This is a genomic window from Pseudorhizobium tarimense (genome assembly GCF_022968135.1).
Taxonomy (GTDB): domain Bacteria; phylum Pseudomonadota; class Alphaproteobacteria; order Rhizobiales; family Rhizobiaceae; genus Neorhizobium; species Neorhizobium tarimense.
The window spans coordinates 42565-62152 of record NZ_JALJRA010000017.1 but is presented as its reverse complement, the minus strand read 5'-3'; the positions used below and the strand labels follow the sequence as shown (position 1 = coordinate 62152).

At 58.6% G+C, this 19588-nt stretch carries 19 protein-coding genes; 11 read left to right on the top strand and 8 right to left on the bottom strand.

All coding sequences use genetic code 11. From position 1 onward, the window contains the following. Positions 1-117 precede the first annotated feature (117 nt). From MUU54_RS19325 to MUU54_RS19290, 8 genes are all read left to right on the top strand, one after another. The gene (locus tag MUU54_RS19325; protein WP_247245650.1) at positions 118-1902 is read left to right on the top strand and encodes a thiamine pyrophosphate-binding protein; all 1785 of its coding nucleotides are present in this window, start codon (positions 118-120) and stop codon (positions 1900-1902) included. Between the two features lie 28 nt (positions 1903-1930). After that, on the top strand, positions 1931-2380 hold the full coding sequence (locus tag MUU54_RS19320) for a tripartite tricarboxylate transporter TctB family protein (RefSeq protein WP_247245649.1): 450 nt from the start codon (positions 1931-1933) through the stop codon (positions 2378-2380). Next, the gene (locus tag MUU54_RS19315) at positions 2377-3885 is read left to right on the top strand and encodes a tripartite tricarboxylate transporter permease (protein WP_247245648.1); all 1509 of its coding nucleotides are present in this window, start codon (positions 2377-2379) and stop codon (positions 3883-3885) included. The genes MUU54_RS19320 and MUU54_RS19315 overlap by 4 nt, the downstream gene beginning before the upstream one ends. A 134-nt stretch (positions 3886-4019) precedes the next feature. Continuing rightward, positions 4020-5033, top strand: a complete 1014-nt coding sequence (locus MUU54_RS19310; protein WP_247245647.1) for an L-dopachrome tautomerase-related protein — start codon at positions 4020-4022, stop codon at positions 5031-5033. A gap of 54 nt (positions 5034-5087) precedes the next feature. Next, the gene (locus MUU54_RS19305) at positions 5088-5618 is read left to right on the top strand and encodes a TRAP transporter small permease (RefSeq protein ID WP_247245646.1); all 531 of its coding nucleotides are present in this window, start codon (positions 5088-5090) and stop codon (positions 5616-5618) included. Then, a complete protein-coding gene (locus tag MUU54_RS19300; protein WP_247245645.1) occupies positions 5615-6904 on the top strand; it encodes a TRAP transporter large permease in 1290 nt (429 codons plus the stop codon). The genes MUU54_RS19305 and MUU54_RS19300 overlap by 4 nt, the downstream gene beginning before the upstream one ends. A gap of 32 nt (positions 6905-6936) precedes the next feature. Then, entirely contained in the window at positions 6937-7950 is a 1014-nt protein-coding gene (locus tag MUU54_RS19295; protein WP_247245644.1) for a DctP family TRAP transporter solute-binding subunit, read from the top strand. Positions 7951-7965: 15 nt separating this feature from the next. Further along, a complete protein-coding gene (locus MUU54_RS19290) occupies positions 7966-8451 on the top strand; it encodes a Rossmann-fold NAD(P)-binding domain-containing protein (protein ID WP_247245643.1) in 486 nt (161 codons plus the stop codon). A gap of 108 nt (positions 8452-8559) precedes the next feature. On the opposite strand, the gene MUU54_RS19285 is transcribed toward MUU54_RS19290, so the two are convergent. The 8 genes from MUU54_RS19285 to MUU54_RS19250 all read right to left on the bottom strand — a co-directional run bounded on the left by MUU54_RS19285 (position 8560) and on the right by MUU54_RS19250 (position 15355). Beyond that, complete coding sequence (locus tag MUU54_RS19285) at positions 8560-9231, bottom strand: RraA family protein (protein ID WP_247245642.1); 672 nt, start codon at positions 9229-9231, stop codon at positions 8560-8562. 106 nt (positions 9232-9337) lie between these two features. Next, the gene (locus MUU54_RS19280; protein WP_247245641.1) at positions 9338-10369 is read right to left on the bottom strand and encodes a zinc-dependent alcohol dehydrogenase; all 1032 of its coding nucleotides are present in this window, start codon (positions 10367-10369) and stop codon (positions 9338-9340) included. A gap of 49 nt (positions 10370-10418) precedes the next feature. After that, entirely contained in the window at positions 10419-11183 is a 765-nt protein-coding gene (locus MUU54_RS19275; protein ID WP_247245640.1) for an SDR family NAD(P)-dependent oxidoreductase, read from the bottom strand. Then, positions 11161-11658 carry a 2,4'-dihydroxyacetophenone dioxygenase family protein gene (locus tag MUU54_RS19270; RefSeq protein ID WP_247245639.1) on the bottom strand — a complete coding sequence of 166 codons (498 nt, stop codon included), beginning with the start codon at positions 11656-11658 and terminating at the stop codon, positions 11161-11163. Before MUU54_RS19270 ends, MUU54_RS19275 begins: the two co-directional genes overlap by 23 nt. Before the next feature lie 12 nt (positions 11659-11670). Beyond that, positions 11671-13167: a tripartite tricarboxylate transporter permease gene (locus MUU54_RS19265; protein ID WP_247245638.1), complete on the bottom strand. Its 1497-nt coding sequence runs from the start codon at positions 13165-13167 to the stop codon at positions 11671-11673. An 8-nt stretch (positions 13168-13175) separates the two neighbouring features. Beyond that, positions 13176-13637: a tripartite tricarboxylate transporter TctB family protein gene (locus tag MUU54_RS19260; protein ID WP_247245637.1), complete on the bottom strand. Its 462-nt coding sequence runs from the start codon at positions 13635-13637 to the stop codon at positions 13176-13178. 4 nt (positions 13638-13641) lie between these two features. Continuing rightward, positions 13642-14616 (bottom strand): tripartite tricarboxylate transporter substrate binding protein, encoded by a 975-nt coding sequence (locus tag MUU54_RS19255; RefSeq protein WP_247245636.1) that lies wholly within the window; start codon positions 14614-14616, stop codon positions 13642-13644. Positions 14617-14638: 22 nt separating this feature from the next. After that, a complete protein-coding gene (locus MUU54_RS19250; protein WP_247245635.1) occupies positions 14639-15355 on the bottom strand; it encodes a FadR/GntR family transcriptional regulator in 717 nt (238 codons plus the stop codon). 835 nt (positions 15356-16190) lie between these two features. On the opposite strand from MUU54_RS19250, the gene MUU54_RS19245 reads away from it, so the two are divergent. The 3 genes from MUU54_RS19245 to MUU54_RS19235 all read left to right on the top strand — a co-directional run bounded on the left by MUU54_RS19245 (position 16191) and on the right by MUU54_RS19235 (position 19585). Beyond that, a complete protein-coding gene (locus MUU54_RS19245; RefSeq protein ID WP_281433400.1) occupies positions 16191-17555 on the top strand; it encodes a CapA family protein in 1365 nt (454 codons plus the stop codon). Positions 17556-17633: 78 nt separating this feature from the next. Then, positions 17634-18635: an ABC transporter ATP-binding protein gene (locus MUU54_RS19240; RefSeq protein WP_247245633.1), complete on the top strand. Its 1002-nt coding sequence runs from the start codon at positions 17634-17636 to the stop codon at positions 18633-18635. Then, positions 18635-19585, top strand: coding sequence for an ABC transporter ATP-binding protein (locus tag MUU54_RS19235; protein ID WP_247245632.1), 951 nt, complete (start codon positions 18635-18637; stop codon positions 19583-19585). Before MUU54_RS19240 ends, MUU54_RS19235 begins: the two co-directional genes overlap by 1 nt. The last annotated feature ends 3 nt before the right edge of the window (positions 19586-19588 follow it).

The following is a 19588-nucleotide window of genomic DNA, read 5'->3' as shown; positions in this document are numbered from 1 at the left end:
GGCAATCCATCATGCTGTCTTGGCTATTAGTTTTCCATCAGCTCGCTTGTTTCTGATCCAGGCCTGTCTAATCCTCAGGCTGTAGCACCGGTAGCTCAGCCTCGATGGAAAGAATGAATGACAAACCCTGTATCCAAGCAAGCCGCCGGCCAATGCGTATCCTTCGAGAAGAGATGGGGGAGCGACGTCATTGCTGACGGATTGCGCGCCCTTGGCTACGACTATCTGGCCCTCGTTCCCGGCTCAAGTTTTCGGGGTCTTCAGGACAGCATCGTCAATCACCTGGGCAACCGGGGGCCTACGCTCGTGATGTGCCTCCACGAGGTTCAGAGCGTCTTCATAGCACAAGGTTATGCTCGTGCCGCCGGTCGCCCCATGGCCGTTGCCCTGCATGCCAATGTCGGCCTCCTGAATGGAGCCATGGGTATTTTTGATGCGTGGTGCGACCGCCAGCCGATGATGGTGATCGGCGGCACCGGGCCGGTGGATGCGCATCGGCGCCGTCCGTGGATAGATTGGGTCCACACGGCGCGAGATCAGGGGGCGCTCGTCCGCAACTTCGTAAAATGGGACGACCTTCCGGCGTCGGCTGAAGCTGCGGTGGAATCCTTGCTTCGCGCGGATCAGATCACGCGAAGCGAGCCGAGGGGGCCTGTCTATCTCTGCCTCGACGGAACGCTTCAGGAAACGGAGCTTACTCAGCCAGTTGTTATACCTCCCGTCGAACGCTTCAAGCCGGCAGAGCCGCCGGGAGCCACGCCGAAGACCATTGACGCGTTGATTGCCGCGCTCGGTCGTGCCAGCAATCCGGTTTTCCTGTTCGGCCGAGGCAGCCGCAGCCTTCACGCCTGGGGAGCACGTGTGGCGCTTGCGGAAAGGACCGGTGCAACAGTCTTGTCCGGCCTGCACGCGGCAGCAGTGTTCCCAACCATGCACCCCTCTCACATTCTGCCGCCGGTGGGTGAACGCCCGACGGAGGCGGAGTGCCAATTGCTCGCAAGGGCGGACCTCGTGATTAGTTTCGACTGGCACGATCTTGCGGGCTTTCTCTCGGCAAGGAGCGGAGGCAGCCAAACACAAGCCCCGATCCGAGCGCGCATCGCGAACGTATCCCTGGATGGCTATCTCGCGAATGGCTGGTCGACCGATCATCAGGCCCTGGCAGCGGTCGACATACCCGTGCTTGCCGACCCGGATGAGGTTGTAAGCCAGTTGCTCGCGGCGATTGGCACGGATGCTGTGCCCGACAGGCGGTCGGAGGGGCCCCATTGGGGTGTGGCGGCCGCGTCACGTCGCCAGCAGCCACTCGGAGATAGGCCCATGCGGGTGGCGGATCTCTCTTTCATCGTGACATCTGCCTTGAAGGGGATTCCCTCTACGTTCGCGAGGCTGCCCTTCGGGTGGTCCCCGCTGGCTTGTGACTTCGATCATCCGCTTTCCTTTCTTGGGAAGGACGCTGGCGGAACCGTGGGCAGCGGTCCCGGTCACACGGTCGGAGCGGCGCTCGCTCTGAAAGATCACGCCCGGATGGTGGTCGGAATCATAGGAGACGGCGACTTCGCCATCGGTATGCAGGCGCTCTGGACGGCCGCGCACATGGATGTTCCGGTCCTATTCATCGTTGCCAACAACCGTTCCTACTTCAACGACGAGGTTCACCAGGAGCGGGTTGCTATCGAACGGGACCGGCCAGTGGAGAACAAGTGGATTGGACAGCGGATCGATCCCGCCGTGGACAACGCAGCGATAGCGCGTGCACAGGGCTTCGATGCATACGGGCCCGTAACGGACGAGCGGGCGCTCATCGAGCTTCTTCCAAAGGCCATTGGACGGGTCAAGGCCGGCGGGCGTGTCTTCATCGATGTGCTTGTCGAGGGAGGCTACGCTGACCGGCAGGGGTAGTGGCTGGCGAGGCGCCGAGGAGGAGAGAATGAGACCAATAAACAAGCCGAACCTCTTGGGAGGCCTCATTGTCATCGGCATCAGCCTGCCCTTTGCGCTGGAAGCCGGACAGCTTCTCGCCGACGATCCCGGTCTGACAGGCCCCGGAGCCTTTCCAGCAGCTGTGGCAGTCGTCTCGGTCATGATCGGCCTTGTCCTCTGCGGCCTTTCGCTGCGGAATAGGGTTCCTTCGAGGATCAAGGCATCCTATCGCGCGCCGGCTGCGGTGCTTGCAGCAGTCATCTCGTTCACGCTCATGATCAAATCCTTCGGTATGATGCCGACGCTCTTCGTCGTCACTCTTATCGCAGCTTTCGGATCTCGCCAGGGAGTCTCGAAGCGAACAGTGTGGCTGGCCATGTTCATGGCGGTTTTCGGGTGGCTCGTCTTTAGCGTCGGGCTTGGAATGACCATCCCTGCTGCAAGGATCCCGCTATGACCGGCCCTATCATTGACGGCGTGTTGGCGGCGTTCACCTTTTCAAACCTCTTCTACTGTTTCTTTGGGGTGCTGGTCGGAAATGCGGTCGGGGTCCTGCCAGGCATTGGTTCGCTGGCCGCGATCACCATGCTCTTGCCGATCACCTTCTACCTTGACCCAACGGCGGCGATCATCATGCTGGCTGGCGTCTATTACGGGGCGGAATATGGCGGGTCGACGGCCTCCATCCTGCTTAATCTGCCGGGCACGCCCTCCAATGCAGTCACCTGCCTCGATGGCTATCCAATGGCGCAGCAGGGGAGGGCGGGTGTTGCCCTGTTCATTACCACGGCGGCCTCTTTTGTGGGCGGCACTCTGGGTGTTTTGCTCCTCATGGGGGCAACGCCCCTTTTCCTCGCCTTCGCAATGAAGTTCCAGAGCCGCGAATACTTCGTCGCGATCCTATTGGGTCTGTTGCTTGCGGCAACGATCACGCGCGGCAGCGCGCTGAAGGGCCTGGCCATGCTGGCGATCGGTATCCTGCTTGGTCTCGTCGGTGCGGACATCCAGACAGGTTTGGGTCGCTTCACGATGGGCTATATCGATCTCCTCGACGGCATCAGTGTCATCATCCTCGCCATGGGTTTATTTGGTGTGGCAGAGATCATCTGGTCCATCACCGAACATACAGCCCCGCATATCCGCGACCGCATCACGATGCGGTCCTTGCTGCCGACGCGAGACGATGCCGTGCGATCAGTGGTCCCCACGCTTCGGGGAACAGCAATAGGCAGCATTGTCGGTCCGCTCCCTGGGGCCGGCCTGGCGCTTGCTTCCTTCCTTAGCTACGCAGTCGAGAAAAAGCTATCGCCGCGAGCCAAGCTTTTCGGAACCGGGGTCGTCGAAGGAGTCGCGGCTCCTGAAGCCGCAAACAACGCGGCGGCGCAGACTGCGTTCATTCCGACTTTCGCACTCGGGATACCAGGTACCACCACGACTGCGATCATCCTAGGAGCGATGATGATGCACGGGATCGTTCCAGGTCCCCAGTTCATGCGAGAGAATCTCGAGATGTTCTGGGCAATCGTCGCGAGCTTCTGGATCGGTAATTTGTTCCTTCTGCTGCTCAACATTCCATTGATCGGCGTCTGGGTAAGGCTGCTCAAGATCCCCTACACACTGCTGTTTCCGGCCATCACCTGTTTCGTGTGCATCGGAATCTACACGTTACAGTACAGCCTGTTTGACATGTGGCTGCTGGTTCTGTTCGGGTTCGGTGGCTACGTCTTGCGCCTGCTCGAGTTCGAGGTGGCCCCCGTGCTCATGGGTTTTGTCCTAGGGCCGATGCTGGAGGAAAACTTCCGGCGTTCAATGCTGCTGAACGATGGAGACCTGCTTCACCTTTTTTCAGGTCCGGTGAACCTGACGATGGTCGGTCTCTTTCTGGCGGCTGTTGTTTGGACCAGTCTTCGGAAAATTCGTTCCATCGAGCCCAGCCCTGCGGTCGAGCCCAACGTGGAGTGAGAATTCCTTTCGATACATGGCCGCCAGCCGGCATCCTTAGAGCTCTGAATAGGTGGTGTCTGTGGATGTCTCAATCGTATTAAGGTAGCAGTTCGGAGGCTGATTTCCTAGGCGCCTTTGGGAGGGAGGGATACATGATAATTCTGAAGGTGGGGACCGCTGCTTTGTGCGTCACGATGATGCTTTCATCTGGCGCCGCGGCAGAAGGTGAAACAGAAGCGCCCGTCGCGCGGATGAACAGCTTGAGCTATGCGGTTGAGGACAAGCCTATCGCTGGCCGGTGGGACGCGAGCAAGCTCAAAGGGAAGGCACTGGTGCAGGGTCTGAAATTCGACTCTGCCGGCAATATGTACGTAACCACAGCGCGTTGCGGTGGTGCTGAAATCCTCGCGACAGTGTCGAAGCTCGTCAAAACAGGCGATGGCTACGAACTACAGGCATTTCCTTCTGAAGCGCTCAATGAAATCAACAATCCTGACCGGTTGAAGGCCGTAGTCGGTTCCGAGATCGATGAGAATGACGTGATGTGGATCCTTGATCAGGGCCACGTCGCTGGCGCGCCTTCCGGAGACCAGGACAAAAAGCTCGCGCACTGGGATGTCAACAGCGGCCGGGAGCTTCAGCGCCTGGCATTCGCACCAGATGTTTCGAACAAGACGTGCTCCTTCTTGAACGACGTTGTTGTCGATAATGATGCAGGCTTTGCCTACATCACGGATAGCGGCATCTTCAGCGACCCGTTGTGCGGTGGCCTAATCGTTCACAACAAGAGCACCAACAGTGCCCGGCGCGTCTTGAATGCCACAACCTTCACCAATGACGAGCCCCACTTCAGCTTCACGATCAATGGCAGGCCGGTCCTGAAGAATGGACGGATGCGCGCCGGTGCGGACGGAGTGGGCCTATCTGGCGACAAACAGACTCTTTACTGGACAAATCTGGCCGGCAAGAAGCTCTACTCACTTCCGACGGCGCTTCTCCAGGACGAAACGGTTTCGGAGGCAGAATTGCAGTCGGCAGTCCGGGTTGAGACCGTTCTCCCTTCCAACACCGATGGCCTGACAGCGGACGAGGACGGCAACGTCTACTTGACGGCCCTGCAACTGAATGGGGTGCTGAAGTGGGACCCAAAGCGGAACCTTACCTGAACTAAGCAGGCTACCCGGATGCGGCCAGGCGCGGCATCCCGGGGGGAGGAACAAATGCTGCAGAAAGCTGATTTCTATTTTGTGTGGGCAAACAAGATCGTCATCGGTTTGCTCATGCTGGTGATGACCATCCTTGTTTTCGCGAACGTGGTGATGCGTTACTTCGTCGGAATCTCTCTGCCGTGGGTGGAAGAGTCGACGCGCTACATGATGATCTGGGTTGCATACCTTGGTGCTGGTCTTGCTCTGCGTGCTGGCGCCCATGTTGCGGTGGAAGTGGTTCAAGACATGCTTCCCCCAACTGTCGTTGTCAGAGTACGCCTTATTCTCGGTGCCATGATACTACTCTTCCTTCTGAGCGTTGCTTGGTACGGCCTCGCCTATGCCCAGTTCGCCATGCCACAGACGTCGCCCGTGCTTGGGATCCCGCTGGGAATCATCTACCTCGGGGTGCCAATTGGCTGCCTCCTCGCCGCCATCCATCTCCTTTTCGGATTCAGACCCTACGTCGACCGTATCCCACATCTTCCTGGTGCGGATGAACAGCCAGTCAATGAGCCGACTGCAGAGAGGCTAGGCGTATGACCTTCGTTCTGATCTGCGTCTTTGTCGTCGCACTCGTGATAGGCATCCCAGTCTCGATCGCAATGGGCGGTGCCGGACTTGCAGCCCTTCTTTGGGGTGGGACATACTCTCCGATGCTGGTGCCGCAGAGACTCTTCACTGGGATCGACAGCTTTCCACTGATGGCCGTCCCCTTCTTCATTCTCGCCGCGGAGTTAATGACAGGTGGGCGGATCACCGATCTGCTCGTTCGTTTCGCCTGCCAGTTGATTGGCAATGTCCGGGGTGGCCTCGGCTACGCAAATGTCATAATGGCGATCTTCATGGCCGGAATTAGTGGCTCTGCTTTGGCCGATGCGGCTGGGCCTGGATCCGTCATCATTCGGATGATGCGACAAGCCGGTTATCCCGCACCCTATGCGGCGGCGTTAACAGCCTCCAGTGCGATCATTGCGCCAATCATCCCACCTTCGATCATCATGATTATATATGCCCTGACAGACAACAGTGTCAGTGTGATCGGACTCTTTCTGGCAGGCATCGTGCCCGGTTTGATGCTGGGTATGTCATTGCTGGCGGTAAACTGGTGGCTGAGCAGACGCAATGACTATACGTTCCCGATGGCGCGCCCCGCCTGGGCGCAGTTCCTGAAGGATTCCTGGAAGGTTTTCCCGGCGCTCGTGATGCCGGCAATCATTCTAGGCGGAATCCATGGCGGCATCTTTACGCCCACAGAGGCCTCCGCCGTTGCAGCTGTTTACGCATTTCTCGTGGGTAGGTTTGTCATCGGGACGCTCTCGATCCGCCAGATCCCACGCATTCTCGTGTCGACTGCAATCATGACCTCCGCGGTATTGCTCGTCGTTTCCATGGCGACGATCTTCGCGTACATGCTGACAGTTCTGCAGATCCCTCAGGGGATCAGCCAGGCGATCGCCAGTTGGGGTCTGTCGCCGACCATACTGCTGATCGTGGTATCGCTTTTCCTGCTCATCTGCGGACTTTTCCTCGATACGCTGCCAGCGGTGATCATTCTCGTACCGATACTAGCGCCGTTAGCTCAGAACGCCGGCATCGACCCGCTGCACTTTGCGATGGTGGTGATCCTCAACCTGACGATTGGGATGATCACGCCACCGGTTGGCGCTGTTCTGTTCGTCGTGACGGTTGTCGCAAAGATACCGATTTTCACGCTGGCTCGTGCAATCATTCCGATGCTGATGGCAGAACTTTTGGTGTTCGCGCTGATTGTTTTCTTCCCCGCATTCACGACTTGGCTGCCCAATCTGTTTGGCTACAGCCGGTGAAGGCAAAACTCTCAATCAGGAGGTAAAGAGAGATGTTCAAAAAAATACTGATCGCAACCACAGCGTTGACACTTTTGGCCGGTTCCGCCGTTGGGCAGCAGGCCAAGGTTCTCAAATACACACACTACCAGCCGGGCCGAGAGGACCAGCCAAAGCACGCGGCCGCACTTGCCTTCGAAGCATGTGTGGAGAAGGCGACAAGCGGTTCGATCGATGTGCAGATCTTTCCCGCTGGTCAGCTTGGGAATGCGACGACGGCTCTTGAAGGATTGAAGTTCGGCACACTTGAACTCGCCGTCGTTCACGATGGTGGCATTTCCAGCGTCTACCAGCCGTTCGACGTATTCGCATTACCGTATCTCTTCCCGAACCATGAGACGGCTTACAAAGTTCTTGATGGCGAATTTGGGAAGGAATTTGCTGATGAGATGCTGAAGGAAACCGGTATCCGTCTCCTGGCCTATGCTGACAACGGCATCCGGCACTTCACCAATTCGAAGCACCCGATCAAGACACCGGCGGACATGCAGGGTCTGAAGATGCGCGTGCAGCCGGCGCCAGTTTTCATCTCCCTGATGGAAAGCCTCGGCGCGAGCCCCTCGGCTATCGACTGGGCTGAACTGCCTGCGGCGCTGGCACAGGGCACGGTCGATGGACAGGAGAATGGTGTCACCAACATCATGGCCGCGAGCCTGTACCAGAGCCAGAAGTATGTGACGTTGGACGGGCACGTCTACAGCCTGCATGCCTATCTGATGAGTGACGCTTTCTATCAGGGCCTTAGCGACACCGAGAAGCAGGCGGTCGAAACTTGCGTCGTGGAAGCTCGCACAATCCACCGCGACATGACCCGGGCAACCGACCTCGCTGCCGAGAAGACGCTGACTGACGTCGGTATGGAGGTCTACGTGCCGACGGAGGAAGAGATTGCTGCTTTCCGCGAACTCGCTCAGCCGGCAGTGCGCAAGCACCTGGAAGAGGCGGTGGGTGCTGAGCGGGTGGAAAAGCTCCTGCAAGCTGAAGCCGAAGCGGCTGGCAGTCAGTAAGGGGAGGCGGAAAAGATGAACGCGATGCACCGAGATAGCCCTCTCGTCGTCGTCCTGGATGAAGGATACGGGGGAGTCGAGATAGAGCAGGCCGCTCTGGCTTCCTTCGGTGCTCACGTCGTGGAGAGATCCTGCCACGGGCGCGTCGAAGAGGTTCGGCGCGCCGTCATCGGCGCTGACGCTGTGATGGTGAGGGAGAGTCCTGTAGATGCGGTTGCGCTGGCTGCAATGCCTGCGTGTCGGACAATTGTCCGCTACGACGTCGGCGTTGATAACATCGATCGTGATGAAGCGGCGCGGCGCGGCATCTACGTCGCAAACGTTCCTGATTATGGGGTCGAGGAGGTTGCGACCCGCGCACTCGCTCTGCTCTTCACGGTAGCGCGCAGGATAGTTAGCCGCGACAAGGATGTCCGCAAGGGGCGATGGAATGTCGCGCGCTCTCAACCCATCTACCGTCTGCGTGGTGGCACCATGGGCTGGTTGGCTATGGCCGGATAGCATCTAACGCGATCATTGCCGTAGCACGCCAGGGTGCTAAAACGGGTTATATCATTGCAGTTGGCAACGACGCCTTTGGTGCACGCATGTACGTCCAGCCTTCATTTATTATATTCGACCGAATTCGTTCAGTAGGTCTTCAACCGTCTTGCCCTGCTGAACCCAGGTACGCGTCTTCGCCTCCCGGTCCGCCTGTTCGGCTGCGAGTTCGACGACCTCTTGGGCCCTCGCCAGCGGAATAACGACGACGCCCATCAGATCCGCCACGATGAAGTCGCCGGGATTAACCGCCACACCGCCGCAAGCAATTGGCACATTGATCGAAAGCTCGTCCTTCCGCTGCGAAAACATGGTGTGTGTGCCGCGCGGGGTAATCGCACGTGTCCAGATCGGCCAGTTGATATCTTCCAGCTCATCCGTGTCGCGGCCTGCTCCATCCACGATCATTGCGCGAATGCCACGGTTCTTCGCAAGCCCACCCATTAGGCCACCGCAGACAGATGTGTCGGTGTCTCCGCCGGCATCAACGACAATAATGTCGCCGCTCTGGCCCATCTCCAGGGCCTTGAGGGGGTCGACAAGGTCGCCTTTTGAAAGTTGCACGGTGATCGCCTGTCCGCAAACCTTGGCCCGGAACGCGGGCTTGATGCCACTGTCCATCACGCCTGTCCGGTACTGCACGTCGGCGAACACCGCGGAGGCGGAATAGCAGCTGATTACGTCGTCAAACCGCGCCAGTAAGTCTGGCCGGCGCTGAAACTCGTTGAAGATTTTGAGCATGAAGTTCTCCTGAATGACAATTTGCGCTTGTCCCTTGGGGCGGTGCGACGATGGTGGATAATGCCCTGGCGTCGCCGGGCATTGCCGGGATGAGCGTGTCAGGGCTTCAACCGAATTCAGCCGAGGCGTCGCTACCGCAACTGTTCCTGACGATGACTTTGAGATCGGCAGCTCCTGCGCATAGCTGGTCGAAAGTGGCCGGTGCCTCCTCCATGTCGATCACACGGGACACCAAACTGGTAAGGTCTGCCTCCAGCGAAGGCAGGAGATCGATGGCCTGCTGGAACTCGTCGCGGGTGTAGACACGCGTTCCAAGAATACGAAGTTCCCTAAAGGAAAGCGCCTGCAGGTCCACCGGCTGTGGCGACTTGTGAATGGAAACCATCACGATCTTTCCGCCGGTGCGGGTATGTGCGATTGCCTGCCCAACAGCAGGTCCTGCCCCGGCGCATTCAAATACGACGTCGAAGCCGACGCGCTCAGCAGCATCGGCCGGGGCGGACAGATCACTTCCGGCTTCCACGGCCTGAAACCCGAGTTCACGGGCGACCTCGACTCGCTTCAAGCTTGTGTCGGAAAGCAGGATGTTTTGGACGCCTCGCTGGCGCAGAGCGATCGCAAGTGTGACGCCAATCGGTCCAGCGCCGATGATAGCGACGCTTTCGTGGCCCGTGATGTCGGCAACGTTCGCTGCATGCACGCAAACGGCAAGAGGCTCCGCTTGTGCCGCGACGACAGAAGGCGTTTCCTGACTTACTGAATAGAGCGCGTCGGGTCGGATTCTCACTCGACCGGCCATTCCGCCGGGGCTGTCGATTCCTATCAGACGCAGCGTGTCGCACACATGTTCCATGCCGTTCTTGCAAGGATCGCATTCCCCGCAGGAGATGAGCGGGTAGCATACCACCCTCGCACCGACGGCAAGTCCACGCTCAGGCACTGGCTCGGCAAGCCTGCCCACGAATTCATGGCCCAGGACAAGCTCTGGCTGCGCCCGCGGATGCTTGCCGGCGAAGATGGTGAGATCTGTGCCGCAGATGCCGCACGCCTCAACCTCGACGAGAGCTCCTGCCCCCCGCGGAGTAGGTAGTTCCTCGACAGTGAGTTCCTTTGGGCCGCGGTAGACAACTGCACGCATGATGTCACTCTTACAGGGGGGTGGATTGCGGCCTCAGCCGGACGGTTGATCAGCAGACGGCATAACCGCCGTCCACCGGAATGACTGTTCCCGTCATAAAGGCCGCATGAGGACTTGCTAGGAAGAGGGCAATTCCACGCAGGTCCTCGGGCTTACCCCATCGTCCCATCGGCGTGCGCGCGAGGATGGGGCCGGCACGGGCGGGATCCTCCTGCAAAGCTCTCGTCAATGGCGTGGCAATCCAGCCGGGTGCGATTGCGTTAACGCGCACGTTCTTCGGCGCATAGGCGATCGCCAGTGACTTCGTCAACTGAGCGATACCTCCCTTGGAGGCAGAATACCCTGGCACCAGTCCGCCGCCGAAGAAGCTCAGCATGGACGCGATGTTGATAATGCATCCGCCGGTCGCGGAGAGGTGGTCCACCGCGGCCTCACACACGCGCATCGTGCCGTTGAGATTGATGTCGACAACCGCATCGAAGACATCTGGGTCACGCTCGTGGCCACGGCGGATAATGCCAGCGCAATTGACCACGACGTGAACCTCGTTGAGACCATTGACCAGATCCCTGACTGCCGCGTTCGAACGCACGTCGAGGACCTGGTAGTCGATCGAGCGCTGAAGGTCACTGGCGCGGGCAGTCTCGCATTCCGCATCCGTTGCGCCTGTCGCGACGACCTTGGCGCCGGCATCACGGAAGCATTCGGCGATCGCGCCACCGATTCCGCCGGTCCCGCCGGTCACAAGGACGCCACACCCTTCGAGCCACTCGCGCGCCCATGCCGCGGTGTCAGCGGATGAACTGGTCGACATAGTCTGCTCCGAGTCCAACGTTGTCATAGTGGGCGCGGCACATATCGATCTTTGTGAAGACGTCCTCATAACCGATCTGGCGATCTTCCTTGTCAAGGTAAACCATGCAACCGGAGATGTTGAAGAAGGTGATCATCTCGTCGCAGTCTTCGGGCACGTTAAGCGTGTGAATCTCTCCCGGCGGTTCGAACACGAATGAACCTTCTTCGGCCACCCAGTCGTGTTCAAAGTAGTGCCACTTGCCCTTCATCACCATGCCGAACACCGGTGCGGGATGCACGTGGCGCGACAGAATGCCTGAGCGCGTTACCTTCAAGAGGTTGCACCACTGGCCTGTCAGCGTGTTGAGAAACATTGGTCTGAAGTAGACATCCGGTGCCTGAGGAACCCAGACCCTAGGATCATCAGGGATCGCTTTGATCGCGATCTCCATAGAAGCGAGTTCGTGGGTCGAGCCCTTCATAAACTTGTACATGTTCTGCCTTTCTCAGGTCTCATCATTGATGGGTTCGTTGCTGCGCATTTTTTTTACGACGCCGGTCACAATCGGGTAGAACCACACGACGAGGGTGAGGATACCGAGCACGCCGGCAATTGGCCGATTGAAGAAGTTGATGAAGTTCCCGTCCGCCTTTATCAGCGAAGACATGAAGTTTTGTTCGACCACCTGTCCCAGCACTAGGCCCAAAATGAGCGGAGCGGCGGGATAATTGTTCTCCTGCATGATCCAGACAAGGATCCCGATGCCAAGCACGATCCAGAGCTCAAACATGTTGTTGCTTACCGCATAGGCACCGTACAGACAGAGGAGAAGGATTACCGGATAAAGGATTGCGTCGCGAATCGAGATAACGGTCCGACCAAGATAGATGGCCAAGATGCCGAGGGGCACGAGTATGAGGTTGGCGAGCAGAAATACGATGTAGATCGCGTTGACCATGTCCGCCGAATTGACGAAGACCAGGGGGCCGGGCTGAATGCCCTTCAGGATGAGCACTCCGACGACAATCGCCGTGATTGAATCTCCCGGAATGCCGAATACGAGCGTTGGTACGTAGGAGCCTGAGAGCGCCGCGTTGTTGGCCGTAGCAGCCCCTGCGACACCTTCAGCAGAGCCACGCCCAAAGAGCTCTGGCTGTTTGGCGAAACGTTTCGAGATGGCGTAGCTTACCCACGCGGCGATATCCGCGCCTGCACCCGGCAGCGCTCCAATGAGGGTGCCGATGATCCCGCCCCTCACAATGTGCTTGCGTTGCTGCCAGAGAGAATTGAGCCTCGGAAGCGGCCTTTCGGTGATGTCGAGGCGGGGTTTCGGGTGGGCTTGATGCGATGTGGTAGCCTTCCTGAACAGCTCAGATAACGCAAAGGCCCCGATCATCACAGAGATGAAGCCAACCCCCGCTTGCAGGTTGGTGATGCCAAAGGTGTAGCGCTGAATACCGGTTACGAAGTCCAGGCCGACGACGGAAAGAAACAGCCCAATTGTGAGGGAGAGCCAGCCTTTAAGTGCGTCATCACCGGCCACCAATGTCGCGCATGAGAGTCCAAGCAGGGCTAACCAGAAATACTCGTAGCTCGAAAAATTGATGGCGAAGTCGGCCAGTAGCGGCGCTCCGAACATCAGGATGATAGCGCCTAGGATGCCGCCGAGAGCGGATGAAACGAGCGACATGCCAAGTGCGTCGCCGGTGCGGCCGGCCCGGACAAGATCGTTCATATCATAGGTGTAGGCGGCAGAGGCAGGCGTGCCCGGCATGCGAAGGAAGGCGGCGGGAATGTCTCCCGCGAACATGGCCATTGCCGAGCAGGTGATGATCGTTGCCAGTGCAGCCACAGGTGAAAGCGTGAAGGCAACGGGCACCAGCAAGGCCACGGCCATGGTTGCACTGAGGCCGGGCACCATCCCGACGAACAAACCGAACGCGGCCGAGATTAACATCGTAAGCAGCACGTCCGGCTGCATCACGAGGGCGAGGCCGTCCAATACTGCAGTCACGAGAACAACTCCTCGACTAGACCGGCAGGCAAGGGAATTCCGAGGCCGTGAATGAAGAGTAAGGTTACCAATGTCCCTAGGGTGACGCCGAGAAGCAATGCATAAATGGGACGAATTCCATAGAGAATGCTGTGTAAGGTCAGGATCGTTACCGCCATCACTGTGGAACCGACGACAGGCGCCAGTAGGCCGAAAGCCAAAACGGCGGCAGGCAGAAATACGACAAGAATGACTTGGCGAGGGGCGGCGAGCCATCCGGGCAGCGCAACCTGCTTTGTCTCCTGCCAACCCCGAAGCGCGATCAGGCCACCAAACAATGCCATGAAGCTCCCGACAATAGTCGGCAATAGCTTGGGAGAAGCGGCGCCCGCCGGCACGTGGAAGGTCTGGGCGTAAGCGGCGATTGCGACGCCTATCGCCGCGAAGATGAGACCAGTCCAGAAATCCGGCAGGCGCACTAGACTACTCCTTGCGCTGAGCGATGCCCAGGTCGTTCATGATGACGCCGACCTGTGTATGCTGTTCAGCCAGGAATCCGCCGAAAGCTGCGGAATCGAGAACGCGTACGCCGAAGCCTTTGTCGTTCATAAATGTCTTGAAGTCCTCAGAGTTTGCGACCTTCAGAACCGCCTCTTCCAGGGTTTTCTTGACTTCGGGATCCAGTTCCTGGGGTCCTACGACGCCGCGCCAGGTGCCCCCTGCGAAGGGCGTACCAGTGGCTTCTCCGGCTGTAGGAACGTCAGGGAAGGCTGCGATCCGTTCCTCGGAGAAGACGGCAAGCGGTTTGGACTTACCGGCCTGCATCATGGCGGTGCCTTCAGGTAGGGAGGAGAGAACCACGTCAACGCCACCAGCCGCGAGTTCTTGAAACCCCGGAGCCGCTCCCTGAGACGGCACGAGCGTCACCGCCAGAGGGTCGATCCCGTTCGCCTTCAGGAAGCCGGCAAAGGCAAGGTGATAAGCCGCTCCCGTCCCCGTTCCGGTGACTTTGTAAGTGCCAGCCGGCTGTGCCTTGATATCCTCAAGCGCGGCCTTCACGTCGCTCCACTTGGAAGAGGTCGAGACGTGGAAGGCGCCGGAATCAAAGTTTACGAGTGCGATTGGGTTGAAGTCGGTAGCTTTGGTGTTAGCCTGGCCAGCCCAGTAGAATGTTGCGAGTTCCGCGGTTCCGAAACCAAGAGTGTAACCATCTGGGTTCGCGGCGAGCATCTCTGAGTGGCCGATGACCGAACCTCCACCAGGTTTGTTGACGACGTTGACGGCGACGCCCAATTCTTCCTTTAGACCTTCGGCCAGAACGCGAGCGACCGCATCCGTACCTCCACCGGCGGCCCAGGGGACGATAAGGCTGATTGGCTTTTCTGGGTACTCGGCCAAAGCCGCGCCTCCCGAAAGCACGAAAATTGTAGCCGCGGTGGTCGCTAGTCTTGTCAGCATCGGTTGTCTCCTCCTTGATGCCCTAGTTAATGAGCTTTGCCGTCTTCAACTTGTTGGTCGTGAAGTTGATGGTGTCCATCATCGCGCCCTCGGCTCGCTCCGGTTCTTTCATCCGGATGGCTTCCAGAACCGCGAGGTGATTGCCGAGATTGGCGCGGAAATTTTCCATATGGTTCGCTGTAACGCTGAAAAGCAGGCCCAGAACGCTGTCCAGCGCGCTATCGAAAGCTTCCAATATTGGATTGCCGGTGGCCTTCAGGATCGCATAATGAAATTCACGATCGGCCAGAATTGCCGCCTGTGCGTCCCCCCGCTCAGCCGCATCTTCCATTCTTGCGTATGCTGTTTCGATTTCGATCAACTGGCGCCGATTTGCTCTGCTGGCAACGAGCGCGGCGGATGCTGGCTCGAAAATTCTGCGAGCTTCGTCGATAGACTGCAGAATGCCTGGCATCTGCGCCTTGCTGTTCATCAGCCAGCGGAGGACGTCCCGGTTTAGTGTGTTCCAGTACACGCGGTCTGTAACCACGGTGCCTCGCCGCCGAGCGGCCCGAAGCATTCCATGGCTAACGAGGGCGGATATCGCTTCGCGAACGGATGACCGTCCCACTTGATAAACTTCCGCAAGGTCAGCCTCGGTTGGGATTGGTTGCCCAGCCTCGAATTGACCACCGGCTATCGCCGCACCCAACAACTCGAGGACTGAGTCGGAACGACGTAATCTTGAGCTGCCAGACATGTGCTCCTCCTATAGTCAGATTTATATCCTAATATGTCTGACAAATGTCAAGCCAGTTGAGGGGTGATGGGTGCAAATCCTCATGCTAAACGCTTGAAGGCCGATTTATATCGAGATCTGTCAATCCTCATTTTACAAGTTCGGCGGGAGGTGCAGAATGAACCGGTCTTGGACAGTCGATTGATGTTCTGTGATGCTGAGGCTGGCGAGTCCGCCGCGCCGGATGGGTTTCTCGGCCGAGCAGGCCGATAATCTCCCCATCACGGAGCACATCGGCGCCTTTCAATTTGGGTACTCGCCCTCTTTGGCATCTTTCTCAGCGACCTCGGTCGGACGAAGTTCGACGCGTAAAGCTCGTGCTTCGAGGCCTCGCGATGTCTGTGTGTTGTCGCCTCACGTTGAACGGGTAGATGTGCGGACCCTATCCAACGCCAACACGTCTTGAATATCAGCTGCCGGCATGGACCGGCACGACATCCGGGGGATCAATAAGCGGGAATTAGAAGGTGCTGTTTCGCACCCTGAGCCGGTTTGGCGCCATTCTCCTCGCTTCGAGGACCAGACTTCAACGCTGACCGTTACAGGCGACTTCGTCCGAGCGACTAAGCAGTTGGTGGTTGGTGTTGTCGTCGTGTGGCGGCTAGCTCACGAACATATGCCGACTTGGCATAACTGAAAGGTCGGCACCTGATGTAGTGACATAACGCGGCCTCCTCTACAAATGCTCCATCAGACACGCGGACCTGACGGACGGGGGCAGGGGCGTCACGCGCACTCATTGCCCCCTCGTCCGAGGCTTAACTTGATTGTTCGCTTCAAGAGGAGAAGTATCTAGATGTCGGCAAAAGGCGATTGGCGAGTATCACTTGCGGGAGAATGTATGGTTTGCCGGCCGTTCTCTATGCACGACGAACCGGAGTTTCTTGCAGTCTGGGATCTCCTGAAGGATGCCGATGTCGCCTATGGTCATCTTGAGATGAACTTCGGCACCCTGGAAGAATTGAAATGGCCTGCCCGCGGCCAAGGCATCGGTTCGTTCATGATGAGTGAGCCGGAGGTTGCGCAGGACCTTCGCTGGGCAGGGTTTGACATCATGTCAAACGCTCACAATCACAGCTTCGACTTTGGCGCGGAGGGGCTCGTCTCCACGAGGCGCCATATGAAAGAGGCGGGCATCGCCGTTGCCGGAACCGGCACAGACCTGGAACGTGCGTCGGAACCGGCCTTCGTCGAGAAGAAGAAGGGTCGCGTCTCCCTCGTCGCAGCATCGTCGGGCAACCAACACTTCATGTGGGCAAACTATCCGAAAGGTGGGCTGATGGCCCGCCCCGGCGTCAATCCCCAGAGGCTGACGTTCGAATTCCGGGTCGACCCACAGACCATGGCGAACCTCAAGGACTTCGCTAAAAAGCTCAACATCGTGAAGCCGCCCAAGCATGGACCGGAGGGGGCGTTCGGGTTCCTCATTCCCGGCGCCCAGCAATGGGGCGATCCGGAATGTTTCGTCGAGGGCGAGCGCTGCGAGATCATTTCTAAGTGCGATCCGCGCGATCTGGAGCGAAATCTTCGGTCGGTCGAAGAAGCGCGCTGTATGTCCGATCTGGTCATTGTTGCGCACCATTTCTCCGTTGCCGACGGTCCTCGTGGTGACACACCGCCGCGCTTTGTCGAAGAATTCGCTCGTGCGATGATTGATGGCGGCGCCGACATCTACGTCGGTCACGGTTGGCACCGCACCCTCGGGATCGAGATATACAAAGGCAAGCCGATCATCTACGGGATCGGTAACTTCTGGGCGAACTCGGAATTCCTGCAGCGTGTGCCCTACGACAGCTATGACGCCTGGGGCCATGACATGGACCGTCTCAACACGCTGCATCCCGCCTTGCATCCGTTGCATCCGGGCCTCGATAGCTCTAACGAGACGTGGTGGGGCTCATGTCTGCTTAAGGCGGAAATGAAGAACAACACGCTAGCGAAGCTGTATCTGCACCCGGTCGAGCTGGGGCGCGAATCGACGCGCGAGGCACAGCTGCATCGCAGGACGGGTAGTGGCGAGCATCCTCTCACGGAGGGCCGCCCGATGCTGGCCAGGGGTGAGGATGCAGTCCGCATTCTCACGCGGTACCAGAAATTGTCAAAGGCCTATGGAACTACGATCGACATCCGTGACGGCGTGGGTGTCATTGATTTGACCTGAGCAAGACTTGTCCGCCCCCTCGTGAGGGGCGGACCGTTTACCGCGGATTGGAATTCCGATGGAGGAGGAGGAGTATGAATGGGATTCGTGGCAAACACGCTGCGTTTGAACGCTGAGGCACAGACCGCTCCACTTTTGTCGGTGGATGATCTTACTGTGTCATTTCCCACGAAGGGAGGGGGGCATAACGCCGTTGTCACCGGCTTGAGCTATCAAATAGCGCAGTCGGAGACCTTGGGCGTGGTTGGAGAATCCGGGTGCGGCAAGACGATGACCTCCCTGTCGCTCATGGGTCTCGTCCCCGGTCGGGGAAGGGTCACCGGTAGGATTGGTTTCGAAGGTCGAGATCTCCTGCAGCAAAGCGAAAAGCAGTGGCGGGATCTGCGCGGACGCGAAGTTGCGATGATCTTCCAGGAGCCTATGACCGCCATGAACCCTGTGATGTCGGTAGGCCAGCAGATCGCCGAGGTACTCAAGGTTCACGAAGGCCTTGGGCAGCGAGATTCTCTTGACCGCGCAATCGACCTGCTCAAGGCAGTGGGCATCCCTTCTCCGGCACAGCGCGCTCGCGATTTTCCGCATCAGCTTTCCGGCGGAATGCGTCAACGCGCAATGATCGCTATGGCGCTCGCCTGCCGTCCGAAGTTGCTCGTGGCCGATGAACCCACGACCGCGCTCGATGTGACGATCCAGGCACAGATACTCGACCTGATCATCGAATTGCAGGAAGAAACGGGGATGGCGGTCCAGTTCATCACCCACAACCTCGCTGTTGTTTCCGAACTGGCTCATAAGATCCTGGTTATGTATGCCGGCCGCGGCGTCGAATACGCGACCTCCGAACAGCTGTTCGACCAGCCGCTCCACCCCTATACGCAGGGTCTGATTCAAACTCTGCCCGATCCGGACCGAAAGGTGGATCGCCTCCATGTGATCCATGGCAGCCTGCGCGTGCAGCCCGCCCAAGGATGTCGCTTTGCCTCTCGTTGCCCACTTGCCTCGGATGAGTGTCGTGCGGCGGAACCGATCCTGCGCGAAGTCGCTCCCGGCCACTTCGTTGCCTGCGTAAAGGTGAACTGATGAAGCCTCTGCTCGAAATAGATGACGTTTCGGTGCATTTCCCCTTGCGACAAGGCTTTATGCAGCCAGGGCTGACGTTGCGCGCGGTGGAAAACGTGACGCTGTCGCTCCAGCGCGGCAAGACCCTTGCCATCGTAGGCGAAAGCGGCTCCGGCAAATCGACATTGGGCTATTCCGTTGCCGGTCTCAGGAAGCCGACCTCGGGAGCCATTCGCCTCAATCCGCAGCGTCAGAGTGAACGTGGCAGTGGCGGGATCCAGATGATCTTCCAGGATCCGTTCTCGGCCCTCGATCCCCGAATGATGGTTGAGGACATTGTCGCCGAACCCTTGCGGCTTGGCGAAACGGCCTTTGCAAGGAAGGAGCGCCGGGCGAAGGTTGCGGAAGTGCTGGAACAGGTGGGGTTGCCGGCTGACGCCGCCAATCGCTACCCCCACCAGTTTTCTGGGGGGCAGCGGCAGCGTATCGCCATTGCCCGCGCACTAATCGGTGATCCGGAACTGATCGTATGCGACGAGCCGCTATCAGCACTCGACGTGTCAATCCAGTCGAAGATCCTGAACCTGATGGACGACATCCGGGAGAAATACGGAATCAGTTATTTCTTCATCAGCCACGACTTTGGTGTCGTGCGACACATCGCCGACCAGGTCGCGGTACTTTACCTTGGCCGAATTATGGAGGTGGCATCGGCCGATGACATTTTTTCCAAGCCGTCGCATCCTTATACGCAGGCGCTGTTCGAAGCCGTGCCAAGAATTGGGCGCGGACGCAGACAAAAAGGCCATGCGCTGAAGGGAGAAATTCCAACTCCGCTTAATCCGCCCTCCGGCTGCGTCTTCCACACGCGCTGTCCACGCGCGCGGGAGAATTGCGCCAAAGTTCGGCCGAAACTAGAGCCGGCACCAGGACGCCCCGGTCAGCTTGCCGCTTGCCATTACAAGGACTGATCC